General features: G+C 35.3%; 19 protein-coding genes. 18 read left to right on the top strand and 1 reads right to left on the bottom strand.

What is annotated here, in order from left to right:
• The first annotated feature begins 53 nt into the window (after positions 1 to 53).
• The 16 genes from QOR44_RS06635 to QOR44_RS06560 all read left to right on the top strand — a co-directional run bounded on the left by QOR44_RS06635 (position 54) and on the right by QOR44_RS06560 (position 18,917).
• Entirely contained in the window at positions 54 to 1,124 is a 1,071-nt protein-coding gene (locus QOR44_RS06635) for a PTS sugar transporter subunit IIC (RefSeq protein ID WP_000185919.1), read from the top strand.
• Between the two features lie 12 nt (positions 1,125 to 1,136).
• Positions 1,137 to 2,060: a 2-dehydropantoate 2-reductase gene (locus tag QOR44_RS06630; protein ID WP_000964160.1), complete on the top strand. Its 924-nt coding sequence runs from the start codon at positions 1,137 to 1,139 to the stop codon at positions 2,058 to 2,060.
• A gap of 211 nt (positions 2,061 to 2,271) precedes the next feature.
• A complete protein-coding gene (locus QOR44_RS06625; protein WP_000976022.1) occupies positions 2,272 to 3,906 on the top strand; it encodes an SH3 domain-containing protein in 1,635 nt (544 codons plus the stop codon).
• Between the two features lie 143 nt (positions 3,907 to 4,049).
• On the top strand, positions 4,050 to 5,285 hold the full coding sequence (locus QOR44_RS06620; RefSeq protein WP_000175190.1) for an aminoacyltransferase: 1,236 nt from the start codon (positions 4,050 to 4,052) through the stop codon (positions 5,283 to 5,285).
• 130 nt (positions 5,286 to 5,415) lie between these two features.
• A complete protein-coding gene (locus QOR44_RS06615; RefSeq protein ID WP_000920253.1) occupies positions 5,416 to 6,159 on the top strand; it encodes a DeoR/GlpR family DNA-binding transcription regulator in 744 nt (247 codons plus the stop codon).
• A complete protein-coding gene (pfkB, locus tag QOR44_RS06610; protein ID WP_000640760.1) occupies positions 6,156 to 7,067 on the top strand; it encodes a 1-phosphofructokinase in 912 nt (303 codons plus the stop codon). Before QOR44_RS06615 ends, pfkB begins: the two co-directional genes overlap by 4 nt.
• Complete coding sequence (locus tag QOR44_RS06605) at positions 7,064 to 9,028, top strand: PTS fructose transporter subunit IIABC (RefSeq protein WP_000701394.1); 1,965 nt, start codon at positions 7,064 to 7,066, stop codon at positions 9,026 to 9,028. The genes pfkB and QOR44_RS06605 overlap by 4 nt, the downstream gene beginning before the upstream one ends.
• Positions 9,029 to 9,216: 188 nt before the next feature.
• Positions 9,217 to 9,711, top strand: a complete 495-nt coding sequence (locus tag QOR44_RS06600; RefSeq protein ID WP_000598908.1) for a DUF2127 domain-containing protein — start codon at positions 9,217 to 9,219, stop codon at positions 9,709 to 9,711.
• 50 nt (positions 9,712 to 9,761) lie between these two features.
• Positions 9,762 to 10,295 (top strand): hypothetical protein, encoded by a 534-nt coding sequence (locus QOR44_RS06595; RefSeq protein WP_000605586.1) that lies wholly within the window; start codon positions 9,762 to 9,764, stop codon positions 10,293 to 10,295.
• 71 nt (positions 10,296 to 10,366) lie between these two features.
• On the top strand, positions 10,367 to 10,747 hold the full coding sequence (locus QOR44_RS06590; RefSeq protein ID WP_000452063.1) for a DUF1149 family protein: 381 nt from the start codon (positions 10,367 to 10,369) through the stop codon (positions 10,745 to 10,747).
• Complete coding sequence (locus QOR44_RS06585; protein ID WP_000761620.1) at positions 10,747 to 11,595, top strand: DegV family protein; 849 nt, start codon at positions 10,747 to 10,749, stop codon at positions 11,593 to 11,595. The genes QOR44_RS06590 and QOR44_RS06585 overlap by 1 nt, the downstream gene beginning before the upstream one ends.
• Positions 11,596 to 11,779: 184 nt before the next feature.
• Positions 11,780 to 12,988: a CCA tRNA nucleotidyltransferase gene (locus tag QOR44_RS06580; protein ID WP_001238954.1), complete on the top strand. Its 1,209-nt coding sequence runs from the start codon at positions 11,780 to 11,782 to the stop codon at positions 12,986 to 12,988.
• 10 nt (positions 12,989 to 12,998) lie between these two features.
• A complete protein-coding gene (locus QOR44_RS06575) occupies positions 12,999 to 14,867 on the top strand; it encodes an ABC-F family ATP-binding cassette domain-containing protein (RefSeq protein ID WP_001279330.1) in 1,869 nt (622 codons plus the stop codon).
• Positions 14,864 to 15,337, top strand: a complete 474-nt coding sequence (locus tag QOR44_RS06570; protein ID WP_000586888.1) for a GNAT family N-acetyltransferase — start codon at positions 14,864 to 14,866, stop codon at positions 15,335 to 15,337. The genes QOR44_RS06575 and QOR44_RS06570 overlap by 4 nt, the downstream gene beginning before the upstream one ends.
• Positions 15,338 to 15,403: 66 nt before the next feature.
• Entirely contained in the window at positions 15,404 to 17,143 is a 1,740-nt protein-coding gene (locus tag QOR44_RS06565; protein ID WP_000323504.1) for an ABC transporter ATP-binding protein, read from the top strand.
• Positions 17,144 to 17,147: 4 nt separating this feature from the next.
• On the top strand, positions 17,148 to 18,917 hold the full coding sequence (locus QOR44_RS06560; RefSeq protein ID WP_001227939.1) for an ABC transporter ATP-binding protein: 1,770 nt from the start codon (positions 17,148 to 17,150) through the stop codon (positions 18,915 to 18,917).
• Between the two features lie 40 nt (positions 18,918 to 18,957).
• Here QOR44_RS06560 and QOR44_RS06555 read toward each other — a convergent pair whose 3' ends face one another.
• The gene (locus QOR44_RS06555; RefSeq protein WP_000870953.1) at positions 18,958 to 19,467 is read right to left on the bottom strand and encodes an HdeD family acid-resistance protein; all 510 of its coding nucleotides are present in this window, start codon (positions 19,465 to 19,467) and stop codon (positions 18,958 to 18,960) included.
• A gap of 167 nt (positions 19,468 to 19,634) precedes the next feature.
• Between QOR44_RS06555 and gdhA the strand changes: the two genes are divergently transcribed.
• Positions 19,635 to 20,984 (top strand): NADP-specific glutamate dehydrogenase, encoded by a 1,350-nt coding sequence (gdhA, locus tag QOR44_RS06550; RefSeq protein ID WP_000200443.1) that lies wholly within the window; start codon positions 19,635 to 19,637, stop codon positions 20,982 to 20,984.
• A 69-nt stretch (positions 20,985 to 21,053) separates the two neighbouring features.
• Entirely contained in the window at positions 21,054 to 21,464 is a 411-nt protein-coding gene (locus QOR44_RS06545) for a peptide deformylase (RefSeq protein ID WP_000594937.1), read from the top strand.
• Positions 21,465 to 21,477 lie beyond the last annotated feature (13 nt).

The following is a 21,477-nucleotide window of genomic DNA, read 5'->3' as shown; positions in this document are numbered from 1 at the left end:
ATAATTAACTTTGTCGTTATGAATGATATTAAATAAATAAAGCGAGGTATTTTATGACAAATACGGTAACACCAAAAGAGACGGCTGGCTCTTTTATCAATAAAGTGTTAGGTGGGACAGCAACTGCAATCGTTGTAGCACTCATCCCAAATGCTATCCTAGCCACTTTTTTGAAACCATTTTTATCTTACGGACTTGCTGCAGAGTTCTTACACATCGTGCAGGTATTCCAATTTTTTACACCAATTATGGCAGGATTTTTGATTGGTCAACAGTTTAAATTCACCCCAATGCAACAGCTTGCTGTTGGAGGTGCTGCATATATTGGTTCTGGTGCGTGGGCTTACACAGAAGTTATTCAAAAAGGAGTTGCTACTGGTAGTTTCCAATTGCGTGGGATTGGTGATCTCATCAATATGATGCTAACAGCAGCTTTAGCAGTTTTAGCAGTTAAGTGGTTTGGTAATAAATTTGGTTCCCTAACCATTATCTTGTTACCTATTATCATAGGTACAGGCGTAGGCTATTTAGGATGGAAATTACTCCCTTACGTTTCATATGTGACAACACTTATTGGTCAAGGAATTAATTCTTTTACTACTTTACAACCAATTGCGATGTCAATTCTAATTGCGATGGCTTTTTCAATGCTTATTGTAAGTCCTATTTCAACAGTAGCGATTGGTCTAGCGATTGGTCTTAATGGTATGTCAGCGAGTGCAGCTTCAATGGGAGTTGCTTCAACAACAGCAGTACTAGTTTGGGCAACGATGAAGGCTAATAAGTCTGGAGTTCCAATTGCTATTGCTTTAGGTGCAATGAAGATGATGATGCCAAATTTCCTAAAGCATCCAGTAATGGCGATTCCAATGCTTATGACTGCTACAATAAGTTCTCTAACAGTCCCATTGTTTAAATTGGTGGGGACACCAGCTTCGTCTGGTTTTGGGCTTGTTGGTGCAGTAGGTCCGATTGCTTCATTTGAAGCAGGAGCAAGTATGTTGATTGTTATCTTATCTTGGCTCGTTATTCCTTTTGCAGTAGGTTTTGTATCACACAAAATTTGTAAAGATATTCTGAAACTTTATAAAGACGATATTTTCGTTTTTGAAGGTCAAAATTAATTTGGAGGTTGTATGTTAGTTTATATTGCTGGTTCAGGCGCTATGGGATGTCGTTTTGGATATCAAATTTCTAAAACAAATCATGATGTTATTTTACTTGATAATTGGGCAGACCATATTATGGCTATTAAAGAAAATGGCTTGAAGGTAACAGGTGATACAGAGGACCTTGTTAAACTTCCTATCATGAAGCCAACTGATGCGACAGAAGAAGCAGATTTAATTATTTTGTTTACTAAAGCAATGCAGTTGCCAAAGATGCTTCAAGATATTAAAAAAATTATTGGTAAGAAAACAAAGGTTTTATGTCTTTTAAATGGATTAGGACATGAAGATGTCATTCGTCAATATATCCCTGAACACAATATTTTGATGGGAGTAACAGTTTGGACTGCAGGGTTGAAAGGACCAGGACATGCTCATCTGGAAGGAGTTGGTTCTGTAAATCTTCAAAGTATCGACCCTAACAATCAAGAAGCAGGTCATCGCGTTACTGAATTGCTTAATGAAGCAAAATTACAGGCTACTTATGACGAAAATGTTTTGCCAAATATTTGGAGAAAAGCTTGTGTTAACGGAACAATGAATTCAACTTGTGCCTTGCTAGATTGTACAATTGGTCAATTATTTGCTAGTGAAGACGGCGTAAATATGGTACATGAAATTATCCATGAATTTGTTACTGTTGGAAAAGCAGAAGGTGTAGAGCTTGATGAAGAAGAAATAACAAAGTATGTTATGGATACATCTGTTAAAGCAGCCCATCATTACCCTTCAATGCATCAAGACTTAGTTCAAAATCAGCGCTTAACTGAAATTGATTTCTTAAATGGCGCAGTGAATAAAAAAGGTGAAAACCTAGGCATTGATACACCCTACTGTCGATTAATCACACAATTAATTCACACTAAAGAAAATGTACTTAGCATAAAATAATAATCAACCGGGAGAATAGTGCCCGGTTTTTTGATATGCTTAATGAGAATGATTTTGTTATACTAAGAATAATAAGAGTTGGCTATTTTTTTCGAGAAGTATTTACAATATAAAATATTACGTTTATGTTACAAATATTTCTAAAAGATGTTGACATGTTACAAAAAGGATATTATAATAGTGGTGTAAATAAATAAGGAAGTAGGTGTTTATGATGAAAAAAGGACAAGTAAATGATACTAAGCTATCTTACTCTCTACGTAAATATAAATTTGGTTTAGCCTCAGTAATTTTAGGGTCATTCATAATGGTCACAAGTCCTGTTTTTGCGGATCAAACTACATCGGTTCAAGTTAATAATCAGACAGGCACTAGTGTGGATGCTAATAATTCTTCCGATGAGACAAGTGCGTCAAGTGTGATTACTTCCAATAATGATAGTGTTCAAGCGTCTGATAAAGTTGTAAAGGGTCAAAATACGGCAACAAAGGACATTACTACTCCTTTAGTAGAGACAAAGCCAATGGTGGAAAAAACATTACCTGAACAAGGGAATTATGTTTATAGCAAAGAAACCGAGGTGAAAAATACACCTTCAAAATCAGCCCCAGTAGCTTTCTATGCAAAGCAAGGTGATAAAGTTTTCTATGACCAAGTATTTAATAAAGATAATGTGAAATGGATTTCATATAAGTCTTTTGGTGGCGTACGTCGATACGCAGCTATTGAGTCACTAGATCCATCAGGAGGTTCAGAGACTAAAACACCTACTCCTGTAACAAATTCAGGAAGCAATAATCAAGAGAAAATAGTAACGCAAGGAAATTATACATTTTCACATAAAGTAGAAGTAAAAAATGAAGCCAAGGTAGCGAGTCCAACTCAATTTACATTGGACAAAGGAGACAGAATTTTTTACGACCAAATACTAACTACTGAAGGAAATCAGTGGTTATCTTATAAATCATTCAATGGTGTTCGTCGTTTTGTTTTGCTAGGTAAAGCATCTTCAGTAGAAAAAACTGAAGATAAAGAAAAAGTGTCTCCTCAACCACAAGCCCGTATTACTAAAACTGGTAGACTGACTATTTCTAACGAAACAACTACAGGTTTTGATATTTTAATTACGAATATTAAAGATGATAACGGTATCGCTGCTGTTAAGGTACCGGTTTGGACTGAACAAGGAGGGCAAGATGATATTAAATGGTATACAGCTGTAACTACTGGGGATGGCAACTACAAAGTAGCTGTATCATTTGCTGACCATAAGAATGAGAAGGGTCTTTATAATATTCATTTATACTACCAAGAAGCTAGTGGGACACTTGTAGGTGTAACAGGAACTAAAGTGACAGTAGCTGGAACTAATTCTTCTCAAGAACCTATTGAAAATGGTTTAGCAAAGACCGGTGTTTATAATATTATCGGAAGTACTGAAGTAAAAAATGAAGCTAAAATATCAAGTCAGACCCAATTTACTTTAGAAAAAGGTGACAAAATAAATTATGATCAAGTATTGACAGCAGATGGTTACCAGTGGATTTCTTACAAATCTTATAGTGGTGTTCGTCGCTATATTCCTGTGAAAAAGCTAACTACAAGTAGTGAAAAAGCGAAAGATGAGGCGACTAAACCGACTAGTTATCCCAATTTACCTAAAACAGGTACCTATACATTTACTAAAACTGTAGATGTGAAAAGTCAACCTAAAGTATCAAGTCCAGTGGAATTTAATTTTCAAAAGGGTGAAAAAATACATTATGATCAAGTGTTAGTAGTAGATGGTCATCAGTGGATTTCATACAAGAGTTATTCCGGTATTCGTCGCTACATTGAAATTTAAAGCTAAATCTTTTTAGATTTAGCTTTACTAATATTATGTGTGTTGGAAAAAACAGTGGAGATTTACGTCAAAATTATATTATTTGGATAGTATCGAATAGATAGAATGTGGAGAAAAGTAGGAAATAGTTAAGAAAGGTATTTATGACGCTTCGAGAATTAACAATAGAAGAATTTAAAGAACATTCAGGAAATTATGATTCACAATCATTTTTACAAACACCTGAGATGGCTAAACTTTTAGAAAAACGTGGCTATGATGTTAGGTATTTGGGATATCAAGTAGAAAATAAACTAGAGATAATCAGTTTATCTTATATTATGCTAGTCACTGGTGGTTTTCAAATGAAAATTGATTCAGGACCAGTTCATTCAAATTCTAAGTATCTAAAACAATTTTATAAAGCATTACAAGGCTATGCCAAATCCAACGGTGTTCTAGAATTAATAGTTGAGCCTTATGATGATTACCAATTATTCACTAGTTCGGGAGTTCCTAGTAATCAGGGAAATGATAATCTGATTGAAGATTTTACCAGTTCAGGTTATCACCATGATGGTTTAACAACTGGTTTTACTGGTAAATATTTATCTTGGCACTATGTTAAAAATTTAGAAGGTGTCACTTCTGAAACGTTACTATCTTCATTCTCTAAGACAGGACGAGCTTTGGTTAAGAAAGCAATGTCTTTTGGAATCAAGGTTCGCGTTCTTAAACGTGATGAGCTGCATTTATTTAAAGAGATAACAACTTCTACGTCAAATAGACATGATTATATGGATAAGTCCTTAGATTATTATCAAGATTTTTACGATAGCTTTGAAGGCAAGGCTGAATTTGTGATTGCCACTTTAAATTTTAGAGAATACGACCATAACTTGCAAATAAAAGCTGAAGCATTGGAAAATAAGCTTAAATTGCTTGATGAACGTTTTAGGGAAAATGCAGACTCTCCTAAGTATCATAGGCAACGCTCTGAAATAATTAATCAACTGGCTAGTTTTGAAACACGACGACAAGAAGTTCAGTCATTTATTCAAAAGTATGATAACCAAGACGTTGTTTTAGCTGGTAGTCTATTTGTTTATAGTCTTAAGGAGACAGTTTATTTCTTTTCAGGATCCTACACAGAATTTAATAAATTTTATGCACCAGCAGTTCTTCAGGAATATGTTATGCAAGAGGCTCTCAAAAGAGGTTCTACTTTCTATAACCTCCTAGGTATTCAGGGAACTTTTGATGGTTCAGATAGTATTCTTCGCTTTAAACAGAATTTTAATGGTTATATCATTCGTAAAATGGGAACTTTTAATTATTATCCAAGTCCTTTTAAATACAAAGGAATTCAGCTTCTTAAAAAGGTTTTGAAGAGAAATTAAAGTATTTGTAAAAGCTAATCTTTAGATTAGGCTTTTTTAGTTTATTGATAGTTTTTGGAAGAAAATGCTTGACATTGAAAGAAAAAGAGATATAATTAAATCGCAAACGATTTCAATTCAAGGAGGGACTATGCTAAAGTCAAAGAGAAAAGAAATTATCTTATCACGACTTGAGCAAAATAAGAGTGTTACTTTAGATGAATTAACGTCTATCTTAGAGACTTCTGAATCTACAGTTCGCAGGGATTTAGATGAACTTGAATCTGAAGGTTTTTTAAAAAGGGTGCATGGTGGTGCTGAATTACCATACTCACTCGGCCAGGAATTAAGTAATCAAGAAAAAGCTATCAAAAACGTTCAAAAAAAATTGGATATTGCTAGACAAACTGCAAAGCTGATAGCAAAGCAAGATGTTATATTTATTGATGCCGGAACTACGACAGAATTATTAATTGATTTTCTCCCTCACGAGCAATTAACGGTGGTGACGAATTCTATTCATCATGCTGCAAAGTTAGTTGATAGAGGGATAAAAACAATCATTATCGGAGGAGCGGTTAAACATTCAACAGATGCTAGTATTGGCCAGGTAGCCATTAATCAGATTAGGCAGATAACGGTTGATAAAGCTTTTCTGGGGATGAATGGTATAGATGAAGTTTATTTAACTACACCAGATTTAGAAGAAGCTGCTATTAAAGAAGCTATTATTAATAATAGTCAACAAACCTTTATTCTAATGGATTCATCTAAAATTGGACAAGTTACATTTGCTAAAGTGAAAGAGATAAATGACATTAATTTAGTGACTAATAAGACTGATTCAGAACTTATGACAATAATAAAAGAGAAAATGAAGGTGATTCAAGTATGATTTATACAGTAACATTAAATCCATCGATTGATTTTATTGTTCGTCTAGATACACTATTGTTGGGTAGTGTTAACCGTATGACTAGCGATGATAAATATGTAGGTGGTAAAGGAATTAATGTTAGTCGCATATTAAAACGCTTAAAAATTGACAATACTGCTACAGGTTTTATCGGTGGATTTACAGGACGTTTTGTTGAAGATGGACTTGTATCAGAAGGTATCAAAACTGACTTTGTTTCTGTTAATGAAGATACACGTATCAACGTTAAAGTAAAAGCAAAAATTGAAACTGAAATCAATGGCGGGGGCCCTAGGATAACAAATGAACAACTTCATCGTCTAGAGAAACTTCTTTCGAGACTAACACCTGAGGACACAGTAGTCTTCGCAGGTTCAGCACCAGCTAGTCTGGGGAATAAGGTCTATAATACATTGATTCCAATTGCTAAAAAGACAGGAGCGGAAGTTGTTTGCGATTTTGAAGGTCAGACACTTTTAGACGCTCTTGCTTATCAGCCTCTTTTAGTAAAACCGAATAACCATGAATTAGCAGACATTTTTGGCGTAGAGCTAGAAGGTTTGCCTGATATCGAAAAATATGCACATAAGATTCTAGATAAGGGAGCTAAGAATGTTATCGTTTCTATGGCTGGGGATGGTGCATTGTTAGTAACTCCAGAAGCTTCATATTTTGCAAAACCGATTAAGGGTGAAGTGAAAAATTCCGTTGGGGCCGGTGATTCAATGGTAGCTGGCTTTACAGGAGAATTTGTTAAGTCAAAAAATCCAGTAGAAGCACTAAAATGGGGCGTAGCTTGTGGTACGGCAACCACTTTCTCAGATGATTTAGCAACAGCTGAGTTTATCCAAGATATTTATAATAAAGTTGAGGTAGAAAAATTATGAAAATCCAAGACCTACTAAAAAAAGAAGTTATGATTATGGATTTAAAAGCAACCAGTAAAGAGGCTGCAATTGATGAAATGATTACAAAATTAGTTGACACAGGTGTTGTGACAAACTTTGCTATTTTTAAAGATGGTATCATGAAGCGTGAGGCACAAACATCAACTGGATTAGGTGATGGTATCGCTATGCCACATAGTAAAAATGCTGCCGTTAAAGAAGCTACTGTCCTTTTTGCAAAATCTGCATCAGGTGTTGATTACGAAGCACTTGATGGACAGCCAACTGATTTATTCTTTATGATTGCTGCGCCAGATGGTGCTAATGATACGCATTTAGCTGCCTTGGCAGAACTATCTAAATATCTTTTAAAAGAAGGGTTCGCTGATCAATTACGTCAAGCAAAAACGCCAGATGACATTATTGCTACTTTTGATAGTAATAGCATTTCTCAAGAAACAGTAGCTCCACAAACAGTACAATCAACAAGTAAAGGTTCAGATTATATTGTTGCAGTAACAGCTTGCACTACGGGAATTGCCCATACGTATATGGCAGAAGAAGCTTTAAAGAAAAAAGCAGCTGAAATGGGTGTAGCTATTAAAGTTGAAACAAATGGCGCTTCTGGTGTAGGAAATAAGTTGACTTCAAGTGATATTGCAAGGGCTAAGGGTGTTATTATTGCAGCAGATAAAGCTGTAGAGATGGATCGTTTTGATGGCAAACCTTTGGTATCACGTCCGGTAGCTGATGGTATTAAAAAAAGTGAAGACTTAATTAACATTATTCTCGATAATAAGGCACAAACCTATCATGCACAAAATCAAAATGATAAACAATCAGGTGAATCTGATGGAAAATCAGGCTTAGGCTCTGCTTTTTATAAACACCTTATGGGTGGTGTATCACAAATGTTACCATTCGTTATTGGTGGTGGTATTATGATTGCGATTGCTTTCCTTTTTGATAACATGCTTGGTGTACCAAAAGACCAATTAAGTAATTTAGGTTCATACCATGAAATTGCAGCCTTATTCAAAAATATCGGTGGCGCAGCATTTGCATTTATGTTACCAGTATTGGCAGGTTATATCGCTTATTCAATAGCTGAAAAACCAGGACTAGTAGCTGGCTTCGTAGCTGGTTCAATTGCATCAAGTGGACTGGCATTCGGTAAAGTACCTTTTGCAGAAGGTGGGAAAGCAACCTTAGCATTAGCAGGTGTGCCATCAGGTTTCTTAGGGGCTTTAGTAGGTGGTTTCTTAGCTGGTGGAGTTATCCTACTACTTAGAAAATTACTTTCAGGTCTCCCAAAATCGCTTGAAGGTATTAAATCAATTCTTCTATACCCATTGTTAGGTGTTTTGATTACAGGTTTCTTGATGTTGCTCGTAAACATTCCAATGGCAGCTATCAACACAGCTCTTAACACTTTCTTACAAGGTTTATCTGGTAGTTCAGCAGTCTTGATGGGCTTACTAGTTGGTGGTATGATGGCTGTAGATATGGGTGGGCCTGTTAATAAAGCAGCTTATGTTTTTGGTACAGGTACTCTTGCAGCAACTGTTGCAAATGGCGGCTCTGTTGTTATGGCAGCTGTAATGGCTGGAGGAATGGTTCCACCGTTAGCAGTATTTGTGGCAACTTTATTATTTAAAGATAAATTTAATAATGAAGAACGTCAATCTGGTCTAACAAATATCGTTATGGGGTTATCTTTTATCACTGAAGGTGCTATTCCGTTTGGTGCTGCTGACCCAGCGCGTGCAATCCCTAGCTTTATTGTAGGTTCAGCCTTAACTGGAGCACTTGTTGGTTTAGCTGGTATCAAGTTGATGGCTCCTCATGGAGGGATTTTTGTCATCGCATTAACAAGTAATCCTTTACTTTATATTCTATTTATTCTAATTGGAGCGGTAGTCTCAGGTGTACTCTTTGGCTTGTTCCGTAAAACAAAATAGTTAATGTCAACTTATCCAAATTTACATTGAATAAAAGGTGAATAAACTATCGTTATTGGGTCTATTCGCCTTTTTATGTTGTAAAAGAATGGTAGATTAATCATTGATAATTGCTAATCTTTTTTCAATAGGATATGATTTATTTAAGCAAAAAAATGGATAATATGATTGAGGAAAGGAGGTAAGCAATGATTAAATGGAATGAAAAAGAAACAAAACTAGTTGATACAAGTTTTTCAATTATGTTGTATCTAAAAACGCTATTTGCAGTCGGACAAGTAGTAGCTGGCGTTTTATTATATTATTTTAAACCTACACAAATAAAACATCTCCTATTTCTTTTAACTGAAGGTGAAGTTCACGGTGGGATTCATGGTTTTATTTCTGCTCATTTCTTGAAAATAAGCAGTTATATTAATGATTCGGCTAGTCATTTAGCCGCTATCTATCTATTAATTCATGGCGGTATCAAATTAGTAGCACTTATTTTATTACATAAAGAGAAATTATTTGCTTACCCTTTATCAATTTTAGTTTTTGTTGGGTTTATCATTTTCCAACTAAGGGAATATTTTTCTAGTCATAGCATTTTAATGATTTTTCTATGTGTATTTGATGTTATCATGATAATTTTAACATGGTTAGAATATCAGAAAATGAAATTGAATTTTTTAAAAAGGTGACTTCCCCCATGTCTTGGCGCTTGTTTTTATAAGCGCTTTTTTGCTACAATATGATTATGAAAACTATTGAAGAAATTTACAAAAATTATCCTAATATCCCCTATATCTCACCTGAAAGAGACTTGGCTGGAATTAATTTTAGTAAAGTTGTTCCTAGGAAAAATATGGAAGAAACTAGTGAAGGACTCTTGCCTGGAGACATTATCTTATTATGGCGTATACAGTTTGGAACTTTCACAACTGAAACAAGTTTTTCAAAATATTTTGAATACATTTATGGTATAAATGGAAAAGAACACCTAGAATTTTTAATAAAAAATGGATTTGTAAGAATGGAGTCACCGCTTGATTCTTTAGATCACTTATCTGCGCCACTTTTAAAACTATTCTTAAAAGAAAAAAACGTAAAAGGCTTGTCAAAGATGAAACGCTCTGATTTAGATCAGGCAATAGCTATTGCTTTTACAGAAGAGGAATTAGGGAAGTTGTTTGTTGTCAGAGGGTTGGCACTTACAGAAAAAGGTTTAGCAGCCTTGAGTAACAATCAAGAAGTGATTGATAGACATCCTAAGAAGAAGTTCTAGATTCCCACCTGCTTTAAGAATCTACAAATTTATGCTATAATAATACATATTGTCTATCAAGGAGAAAATACATGGAAGTCATTCGTGAACAAGAATTTGTCAATCAATACCACTATGATGCGCGCAATTTAGAATGGGAAGAGGAAAATGGTACCCCAAAAACAAATTTTGAAGTTACTTTCCAATTAGCTAATAGAGATGAAGCAGCAAAAGTAACGAGCATTGTAGCAGTGTTACAATTTGTTATTGTACGTGATGAGTTTGTTATTTCTGGTGTCATTTCACAAATGGCTCATATCCAAGGGCGCCTCATCAATGAGCCTAGTGAGTTTAGTCAAGATGAAGTTGAGAATCTAGCAGCTCCTCTTTTAGAAATCGTTAAACGTCTGACTTATGAAGTTACAGAAATTGCTTTGGATAGACCAGGAGTAACATTGGAGTTTAATAGTTAATGAAATTAGCACTTATTACTGATACCTCAGCTTACTTGCCCGAGGCTATCGAAAATCATGAAGATGTCTATGTTTTAGATATTCCAATTATCATTGATGGTAAAACTTATATTGAGGGACAAAATCTGACATTAGACCAATATTATGATAAGCTAGCGGCATCAAAAGAATTACCTAAAACAAGTCAGCCTAGCTTAGCTGAACTAGATGATCTCTTATGTCAATTGGAGAAAGAAGGGTATACACACGTCCTTGGTTTATTCATTGCAGCGGGAATATCAGGTTTCTGGCAGAATATTCAGTTTCTTATTGAAGAACATCCAAATTTGACAATTGCTTTTCCGGATACTAAAATAACTTCAGCACCACAGGGCAATTTAGTTAGAAATGCTTTGATGTGTTCACGTGAAGGGATGGATTTTGATGTCATAGTTAACAAGATACAATCACAAATTGAAAAAATTGAAGGATTTATTGTTGTTAATGATTTGAATCATCTAGTAAAAGGTGGTAGATTGTCAAACGGTTCAGCTATCATTGGTAACCTTTTAAGTATCAAGCCGGTCTTACATTTTAATGAAGAAGGTAAAATCGTTGTCTATGAGAAAGTGCGTACAGAGAAAAAAGCCTTAAAACGCTTAGCTGAGATTGTCAAAGAAATGACAGCAGATGGTGAATATGATATTGCTATTATTCACTCTAGAGCACAAGATAAGGCGGAGCAATTATATAATTTGTTAGCTAAAGCTGGTCTTAAAGACGATTTAGAAATTGTATCATTTGGTGGCGTTATTGCAACTCATCTTGGTGAAGGTGCGGTTGCCTTTGGTATTACCCCAAAAAATTGATGTGTGATAAAAAGAGTTGCTTGGAGGTTGATCCTTATTGCAGATATCAAAGAAGAAGTTAGGAGATTCTTCTTTGATAATTTGAGTAGGTAGGGAGTGTCCCTTAGGCAGTTCTTTTTGTTTCTGAATCCATTTATAAGAAATAATAATGCGACTTTAGTTCGTTTAGATTTGGAATAGTATGATGAGATTAAATTATTTGCCTTCTGAGTTTCAGAAGGCTTTACCAATATTAAAAAAGATAAAAAAAGCCGGTTATGAAGCATACTTTGTAGGTGGTAGTGTTCGGGATGTTTTACTTGACCGTCCAATTCATGATGTTGATATAGCAACGTCATCTTATCCAGAAGAAACAAAGCAGATTTTTAAAAGGACAGTTGATGTTGGTATTGAACATGGAACAGTCTTAGTATTGGAAAAAGGTGGTGAATATGAGATTACCACTTTTAGGACTGAGGAGGTTTATGTTGATTATAGGCGTCCGAGTCAGGTCAATTTTGTTAGGTCGCTAGAAGAAGATCTAAAACGTCGAGATTTCACAGTTAACGCCTTTGCTTTAAATGAAGATGGAGAAGTTATTGATCTCTTTCATGGATTGGATGATTTAGATAATCACCTCCTTAGAGCAGTCGGACTCGCCAGTGAGCGTTTTAATGAAGATGCTCTTCGAATTATGCGAGGTTTGCGTTTTTCTGCTAGTCTAAATTTTGATATCGAAACAACAACTTTTGAGGCAATGAAAAAGCACGCGCCATTATTGGAGAAAATATCTGTTGAGCGTTCTTTTATTGAATTTGATAAACTTCTATTAGCACCTTATTGGCGTAAAGGAATGCTAGCACTAATAGATAGTCATGCTTTTAATTATCTACCATGCTTAAAAAATAGGGAGTTACAATTAAGCGCCTTTTTGTCCCAGTTAGATAAAGATTTTTTATTTGAGACATCAGAACAAGCTTGGGCATCACTCATCTTGAGTATGGAAGTTGAACACACAAAGACTTTTTTAAAAAAATGGAAGACATCAACTCACTTTCAAAAAGATGTTGAGCATATAGTGGATGTTTATCGTATTCGTGAACAAATGGGATTGACTAAAGAACATCTTTATCGTTATGGAAAAACTATAATAAAACAAGCGGAAGGTATTCGTAAAGCAAGAGGCTTGATGGTTGATTTCGAAAAAATAGAACAACTAGATAGTGAGTTAGCTATCCATGATAGGCATGAGATAGTTGTCAATGGTGGCACCTTAATCAAGAAATTAGGAATAAAACCTGGTCCACAGATGGGAGATATTATCTCTCAAATTGAATTAGCCATTGTTTTAGGACAACTGATTAATGAAGAAGAGGCTATTTTACATTTTGTTAAGCAGTACTTGATGGATTAGAGAGGATTATATGAGCGATTTTTTAGTAGATGGATTGACTAAGTCGGTTGGTGATAAGACGGTCTTTAGTAATGTTTCATTTATCATCCATAGTTTAGACCGTATTGGGATTATTGGTGTCAATGGAACAGGAAAGACAACACTATTAGATGTTATTTCGGGTGAATTAGGTTTTGATGGTGATCGTTCCCCTTTTTCATCAGCTAATGATTATAAGATTGCTTATTTAAAACAAGAACCAGACTTTGATGATTCTCAGACAATTTTGGACACCGTACTTTCTTCTGACTTAAGAGAGATGGCTTTAATTAAAGAATATGAATTATTGCTTAATCACTACGAAGAAAGTAAGCAATCACGTCTAGAGAAAGTAATGGCAGAAATGGATTCTTTAGATGCTTGGTCTATTGAGAGCGAAGTCAAAACAGTATTATCCAAATTAGGTATTACTGATTTGCAGTTGTCGGTTGGTGAATTATCAGGAGGATTACGAAGACGTGTTCAATTAGCGCAAGTATTATTAAATGATGCAGATTTATTGCTCTTAGACGAGCCTACTAACCACTTAGATATTGACACTATTGCATGGTTAACGAATTTTTTGAAAAATAGTAAAAAGACAGTGCTTTTTATAACTCATGATCGTTATTTTCTAGACAATGTTGCAACACGTATTTTTGAATTAGATAAGGCACAGATTACAGAATATCAAGGCAATTATCAGGATTATGTCCGACTTCGTGCAGAACAAGACGAGCGTGATGCTGCTAGTTTACATAAAAAGAAACAGCTTTATAAACAAGAACTAGCTTGGATGCGTACTCAGCCACAAGCTCGTGCAACGAAACAACAGGCTCGTATTAATCGTTTTCAAAATCTAAAAAACGATTTACACCAAACAAGCGATACAAGCGATTTGGAAATGACATTTGAAACAAGTCGAATTGGGAAAAAGGTTATTAATTTTGAAAATGTCTCTTTTTCTTACCCAGATAAATCTATCTTGAAAGACTTTAATTTGTTAATTCAAAATAAAGATCGTATTGGAATCGTTGGAGATAATGGTGTTGGAAAGTCAACCTTACTTAATTTAATTGTTCAAGATTTACAGCCGGATTCGGGTAATGTCTCTATTGGTGAAACGATACGTGTAGGTTACTTTTCACAACAACTTAATAATATGGATGGCTCAAAACGTGTTATTAATTATTTGCAAGAGGTTGCAGATGAGGTTAAAACTAGTGTCGGTACAACAAGTGTGACAGAACTATTGGAACAATTTCTCTTTCCACGTTCGACACATGGAACACAAATTGCAAAATTATCAGGTGGTGAGAAAAAACGACTTTACCTTTTAAAAATCCTGATTGAAAAGCCTAACGTGTTACTACTTGATGAGCCGACAAATGACTTAGATATTGCTACATTAACTGTTCTTGAAAATTTTTTACAAGGCTTTGGTGGTCCTGTGATTACAGTTAGTCACGATCGTTACTTTTTAGATAAAGTGGCTAATAAAATTATTGCATTTGAAGATAACGATATCCGTGAATTTTTTGGTAATTATACTGATTATTTAGATGAAAAAGCATTTAATGAGCAAAACAATGAAGTTATCAGTAAAAAAGAGAGTACCAAGACAAGTCGTGAAAAGCAAAGTCGTAAAAGAATGTCTTACTTTGAAAAACAAGAATGGGCGACAATTGAAGACGATATTATGATATTGGAAAATACTATCACTCGTATAGAAAATGATATGCAAACATGTGGTAGTGATTTTACAAGGTTATCTGATTTACAAAAGGAATTAGATGCAAAAAATGAAGCACTTCTAGAAAAGTATGACCGTTATGAGTACCTTAGTGAGTTAGACACATGATTATCCGTCCGATTATTAAAAATGATGACCAAGCAGTTGCACAATTAATTCGACAAAGTTTACGCGCCTATGATTTAGATAAACCTGGTACAGCATATTCAGACCCTCACTTAGATCACTTGACCTCATACTACGAAAAAATAGAGAAGTCAGGATTCTTTGTCATTGAGGAAAGAGATGAAATTATTGGCTGTGGCGGCTTTGGTCCGCTGAAAAATCTAATTGCAGAGATGCAGAAGGTGTACATTGCAGAACGTTTCCGTGGTAAGGGGCTTGCTACTGATTTAGTGAAAATGATTGAAGTAGAAGCTCGAAAAATTGGGTATAGACAACTTTATTTAGAGACAGCCAGTATTTTGAGTAGGGCAACTGCGGTTTATAAGCATATGGGATATTGTGCCTTATCGCAACCAATAGCAAATGATCAAGGTCATACAGCTATGGATATTTGGATGATTAAAGATTTATAAGTTGAAAGTGGATTAGTGAACATGGATTAATTATTTTGAGATAAGAGGAAAGAAAAGGAGACATATATGGCATATATTTGGTCTTATTTGAAAAGGTACCCAAATTGGTTATGGCTTGATTTACTAGGAGCTATGCTTTTTGTGACGGTTATCCTAGGAATGCCCACAGCCTTAGCGGGTATGATTGATAATGGCGTTACAAAAGGTGATCGGACTGGAGTTTATCTGTGGACGTTCATCATGTTTATATTTGTTGTACTAGGTATTATTGGGCGTATTACGATGGCTTACGCATCTAGTCGCTTAACGACAACAATGATTAGAGATATGCGTAATGATATGTATGCTAAGCTTCAAGAATACTCCCATCATGAATATGAACAGATAGGTGTATCTTCGCTAGTGACACGTATGACAAGCGATACTTTTGTTTTGATGCAATTTGCTGAAATGTCTTTACGTTTAGGCCTAGTAACTCCTATGGTAATGATTTTTAGCGTGGTTATGATACTAATTACGAGTCCATCTTTGGCTTGGCTTGTAGCGGTTGCGATGCCTCTTTTGGTAGGAGTTATTTTATATGTAGCTATAAAAACAAAACCTTTATCTGAAAGACAACAGACTATGCTTGATAAAATCAATCAATATGTTCGTGAAAATTTAACAGGGTTACGCGTTGTTAGGGCCTTTGCAAGAGAGAATTTTCAATCACAAAAATTTCAAGTCGCTAACCAACGTTACACAGATACTTCAACTGGTCTTTTTAAATTAACAGGGCTAACAGAACCACTTTTCGTTCAAATTATTATTGCAATGATTGTGGCTATCGTTTGGTTTGCTTTGGATCCCTTACAAAGAGGTGCTATTAAAATAGGGGATTTAGTTGCTTTTATCGAATATAGCTTCCATGCTCTCTTTTCATTTTTGCTATTTGCCAATCTTTTTACTATGTATCCTCGTATGGTGGTATCTAGCCATCGTATTAGAGAGGTGATGGATATGCCAATCTCTATTAATCCTAATACCGAAGGTGTTACGGATACGAAACTCAAAGGGCATTTAGAATTTGATAATGTAACATTCGCTTATCCAGGAGAAACAGAGAGTCCCGTTTTGCATGATATTTCTTTTAAAGCTAAGCCTGGAGAAACAATTGCTTTTATTGGTTCAACAGGTTCAGGAAAATCTTCTCTTGTTAATTTGATTCCACGTTTTTATGATGTGACACTTGGAAAAATCTTAGTAGATGGAGTTGATGTAAGAGATTATAACCTTAAATCACTTCGCCAAAAGATTGGATTTATCCCCCAAAAAGCTCTTTTATTTACAGGGACAATAGGAGAGAATTTAAAATATGGAAAAGCTGATGCTACTATTGATGATCTTAGACAAGCGGTTGATATTTCTCAAGCTAAAGAGTTTATTGAGAGTCACCAAGAAGCCTTTGAAACGCATTTAGCTGAAGGTGGGAGCAATCTTTCTGGGGGTCAAAAACAACGGTTATCTATTGCTAGGGCTGTTGTTAAAGATCCAGATTTATATATTTTTGATGATTCATTTTCTGCTCTCGATTATAAGACAGACGCTACTTTAAGAGCGCGTCTAAAAGAAGTAACCGGTGATTCTACAGTTTTGATAGTTGCTCAAAGGGTGGGTACGATTATGGATGCTGATCAGATTATTGTCCTTGATGAAGGCGAAATTGTCGGTCGTGGTACCCACGCTCAATTAATAGAAAATAATGCTATTTATCGTGAAATCGCTGAGTCACAACTGAAGAACCAAAACTTATCAGAAGGAGAGTGATTGTATGAGAAAAAAATCTGTTTTTTTGAGATTATGGTCTTACCTAACTCGCTACAAAGCTACTCTTTTCTTAGCGATTTTTTTGAAAGTTTTATCTAGTTTTATGAGTGTTCTGGAGCCTTTTATTTTAGGGTTAGCGATAACAGAGTTGACTGCTAACCTTGTTGATATGGCTAAGGGAGTTTCTGGAGCAGAATTGAACGTTCCTTATATTGCTGGTATTTTGATTATTTATTTTTTCAGAGGTGTTTTCTATGAATTAGGTTCTTATGGCTCAAATTATTTTATGACTACTGTCGTTCAAAAAAGTATCCGTGATATCCGTCATGATTTGAATCGTAAAATCAATAAAGTTCCTGTATCGTATTTTGATAAGCACCAATTTGGAGATATGTTGGGACGTTTTACAAGTGATGTTGAAACGGTCTCAAATGCTTTACAACAGAGCTTTTTACAGATTATCAATGCTTTTTTAAGTATTATTCTAGTAGTCGTTATGGTACTTTATCTAAATGTACCATTAGCCATGATTATCATTGCTTGTATTCCTGTAACTTATTTTAGTGCACAAACGATACTAAAAAGATCCCAACCTTACTTTAAAGAACAGGCAAAGATTCTGGGAGAACTGAATGGTTTTGTACAAGAGAAATTAACTGGTTTCAATATCATAAAATTATATGGTAGAGAAGAGGCATCTAGTCAAGAATTTCGTGATATAACGGATAATCTACGTCATGTAGGTTTCAAAGCTAGCTTCATTTCAGGAATTATGATGCCAGTATTGAATGGTATCTCTGATTTTATTTACCTTATCATTGCATTTGTTGGCGGTTTACAAGTTATTGCTGGTACCTTAACAATTGGTAACATGCAGGCATTTGTGCAGTATGTTTGGCAAATTAGTCAACCCGTTCAAACCATTACACAATTAGCAGGTGTTTTGCAAAGTGCAAAATCTTCCTTAGAACGTATTTTTGAAGTCTTAGATGAAGAAGAGGAAGCCAATCAAGTCACTGAAAAATTGAGCCATGACTTAACCGGTCAAGTCAGCTTTCATGGTGTCGATTTTCACTATTCTCCGGATAAGCCACTTATCCGCGACTTTAACTTAGATGTAGAACCAGGGCAAATGATTGCAATTGTAGGGCCAACAGGTGCAGGTAAGACAACACTTATAAACTTACTCATGAGATTCTACGATGTTAGTGAAGGTGCTATCACCGTAGATGGTCACGATATTAGACACCTGTCACGCCAAGATTTCCGCCAACAATTTGGCATGGTGTTGCAAGATGCTTGGTTATATGAAGGTACAATAAAAGAAAATCTTAGATTCGGTAATCTTGAAGCCAGTGATGAGGATATAGTTGCTGCTGCCAAAGCTGCGAATGTTGACCACTTTATTCGAACGTTACCTGGTGGCTACAATATGGTGATGAATCAAGAATCAAGCAATATCTCCTTAGGACAAAAGCAACTGTTGACTATTGCACGTGCTTTATTAGCAGATCCTAAAATTTTAATTTTAGATGAAGCGACTTCATCTGTTGATACAAGGTTGGAATTGCTTATCCAAAAAGCTATGAAAAAATTGATGGAAGGAAGAACTAGTTTTGTCATTGCACACCGTCTATCAACGATTCAAGAGGCGGACAACATTTTAGTTCTAAAGGATGGTCAAATCATCGAACAAGGTAATCACCAGAAACTCCTAGCAGATAAAGGATTTTATTACGAATTATATAATAGCCAATTTTCAAATAGTAAATGACGTCATCAATAGATAAAAAAAGGACACGAAACATGTCCTTTTAATAATTAATACGAGTAAAAGTGTAAATAGCCGAAGCTCCAATTGCTATTAATATAAAGGCTACAAATCTTCCAATGATGGCTGCTGATAAGGTAGGTTGAATCAGTAAAATAATACCTAAAATGAGTGCAATATAAGCCGAACGTTTATAGGATTTGGCACCTGGGAAATTAATTTTTTGCATTTGGAAACCACCCAAAAGTCGTAAAATACCAGATACCAGTAGCCAGTATGCTAAAATAGTCATGACAGTATTTGAAAGTGACATTGCTGAGCTGGATAGTAAAATGATACCAAAAATAATAGCAAGGATACTCTGAACCAGATACCAAGGGCTACGGTGATAAGAATCAGCTTGCAAGTAGCGTACTAAATTTGAAATGCCATAAATAAAGATAAATAAAGCAATGAACCAACCCAGAGTTGCTACAACCGTTACAGGATTTATAAAGAGATAGCAGCCAGCTAATAAGGCAATTATACCTCCAACAAGTGGGAACCATTTCATATAGATACTCCAATCAAATATTTGTCTCATTATAGAACGAAAGTCAGTAAAAGTCAAAGAATTACCTTTAAAGTTGCTCCTAAGAATGATACTATAGCAAATAGTTGACAAGAAAATTCTGACAATTTATAATGCTAACTATATTAAAACAATACGGAGGAAAATAAATGACAAGCGGAAAGACATATGTAGCAAGTGTTTTAGAGAAAGTGAAGAAGCAAAATGAGCATGAGGAAGAATTTCTACAAGCGGTTGAAGAGGTTTTTGAGTCACTAGTACCAGTTTTTGATAAATATCCTCAGTACATTGAAGAAAATCTTTTAGAACGTTTGGTTGAGCCTGAGCGTGTGATTTCTTTTAGAGTTCCATGGGTAGATGATAAAGGCCAGGTTCAAGTTAACCGAGGATATCGTGTACAATTTTCATCAGCTATTGGTCCTTATAAAGGTGGTTTACGTTTTCACCCTACAGTAACACAATCTATTGTCAAATTTTTAGGATTTGAACAAATTTTTAAGAATTCACTGACAGGTCTACCAATTGGTGGTGGCAAAGGAGGGTCGAACTTTGATCCAAAAGGGAAATCAGATAATGAAGTGATGCGTTTCACACAAAGTTTTATGACCGAACTTCAAAAATACATTGGACCAGATTTAGATGTGCCAGCTGGCGATATTGGAGTAGGTGGACGTGAAATTGGTTACCTTTATGGTCAATATAAGCGTTTAAATGGTTATCAAAATGGGGTTTTAACCGGAAAAGGACTGACTTATGGTGGCTCTTTGGCTCGTACAGAAGCAACTGGTTATGGGGCAGTCTATTTTGCTAAAGAAATGCTAGCAGCGCGTGGTCAAGATTTAACTGGCAAAGTTGCACTGGTTTCGGGATCTGGTAACGTGGCTATTTATGCTACTGAAAAATTACAAGAGTTGGGTGCAACCGTTGTAGCTGTGTCAGATTCTTCAGGTTATGTTTATGATCCAGACGGTATTGACCTTGAAACTTTGAAACAGATAAAAGAGGTTGAAAGAGCACGTATTGTTAAATATACGGAGAAACATCCAAAAGCTAATTTCACACCAGCAGATCAAGGTAGTATCTGGTCTATTAAAGCAGATTTAGCTTTCCCGTGTGCTACTCAAAACGAATTAGACGAAGAAGACGCTAAGTTATTAGTTGAAAATGGTGTCTTGGCAGTAACAGAAGGAGCAAATATGCCATCTACCTTGGGTGCTATTAAAGTTTTCCAAAAGGCAGGGGTTGCTTTTGGTCCTGCTAAAGCTGCCAATGCAGGAGGAGTAGCTGTTTCAGCGCTTGAAATGGCACAAAATTCTAGTCGTAGGCCATGGACTTTTGAAGAAGTTGATCAAGAATTGCAACGTATTATGAAAACTATTTTTGTGAATGCTTCCGAAGCGGCTGATGAATTTGGCGATAGTGGTAACCTGGTTCTAGGTGCTAACATTGCAGGCTTTTTAAAAGTTGCTCAAGCTATGTCTGCACAAGGTATTGTTTAATCTCTTATCATAGTCCTTAGCTAACCTATGGTATACTAGTATTATCATAATAGAGTTAGGTTAAAATAAATGATAAAACCAATTGTTAGAGATACTTTCTTTTTACAACAAAAATCACAAATGGCTAGTAGAGCAGATGTGAGCTTAGCAAAAGATTTACAGGATACTTTGCATGCTAATCAAAATTATTGTGTAGGTATGGCAGCAAATATGATTGGTAGTCTGAAGCGTGTCATTATCATCAATGTGGGTATTACAAATTTAGTAATGTTTAACCCTGTAGTAGTTGCAAAATCGGATCCATATGAGACAGAAGAATCTTGCCTTTCTCTCGTAGGTTGCAGAAGTACACAACGATATCGTCACATTACGATTTCTTATCGTGATATCAATTGGAAAGAACAGCAAATCAAGTTGACAGATTTTCCAGCTCAAATTTGTCAACACGAGTTAGATCATTTGGAAGGCATATTGATATAAAAATAGGTTTGGA

Origin of the sequence: Streptococcus agalactiae, from assembly GCF_949788565.1 — a bacterium.
Lineage (GTDB): Bacteria > Bacillota > Bacilli > Lactobacillales > Streptococcaceae > Streptococcus > Streptococcus agalactiae.
This window is presented reverse-complemented; position numbering and strand designations above follow the sequence as displayed.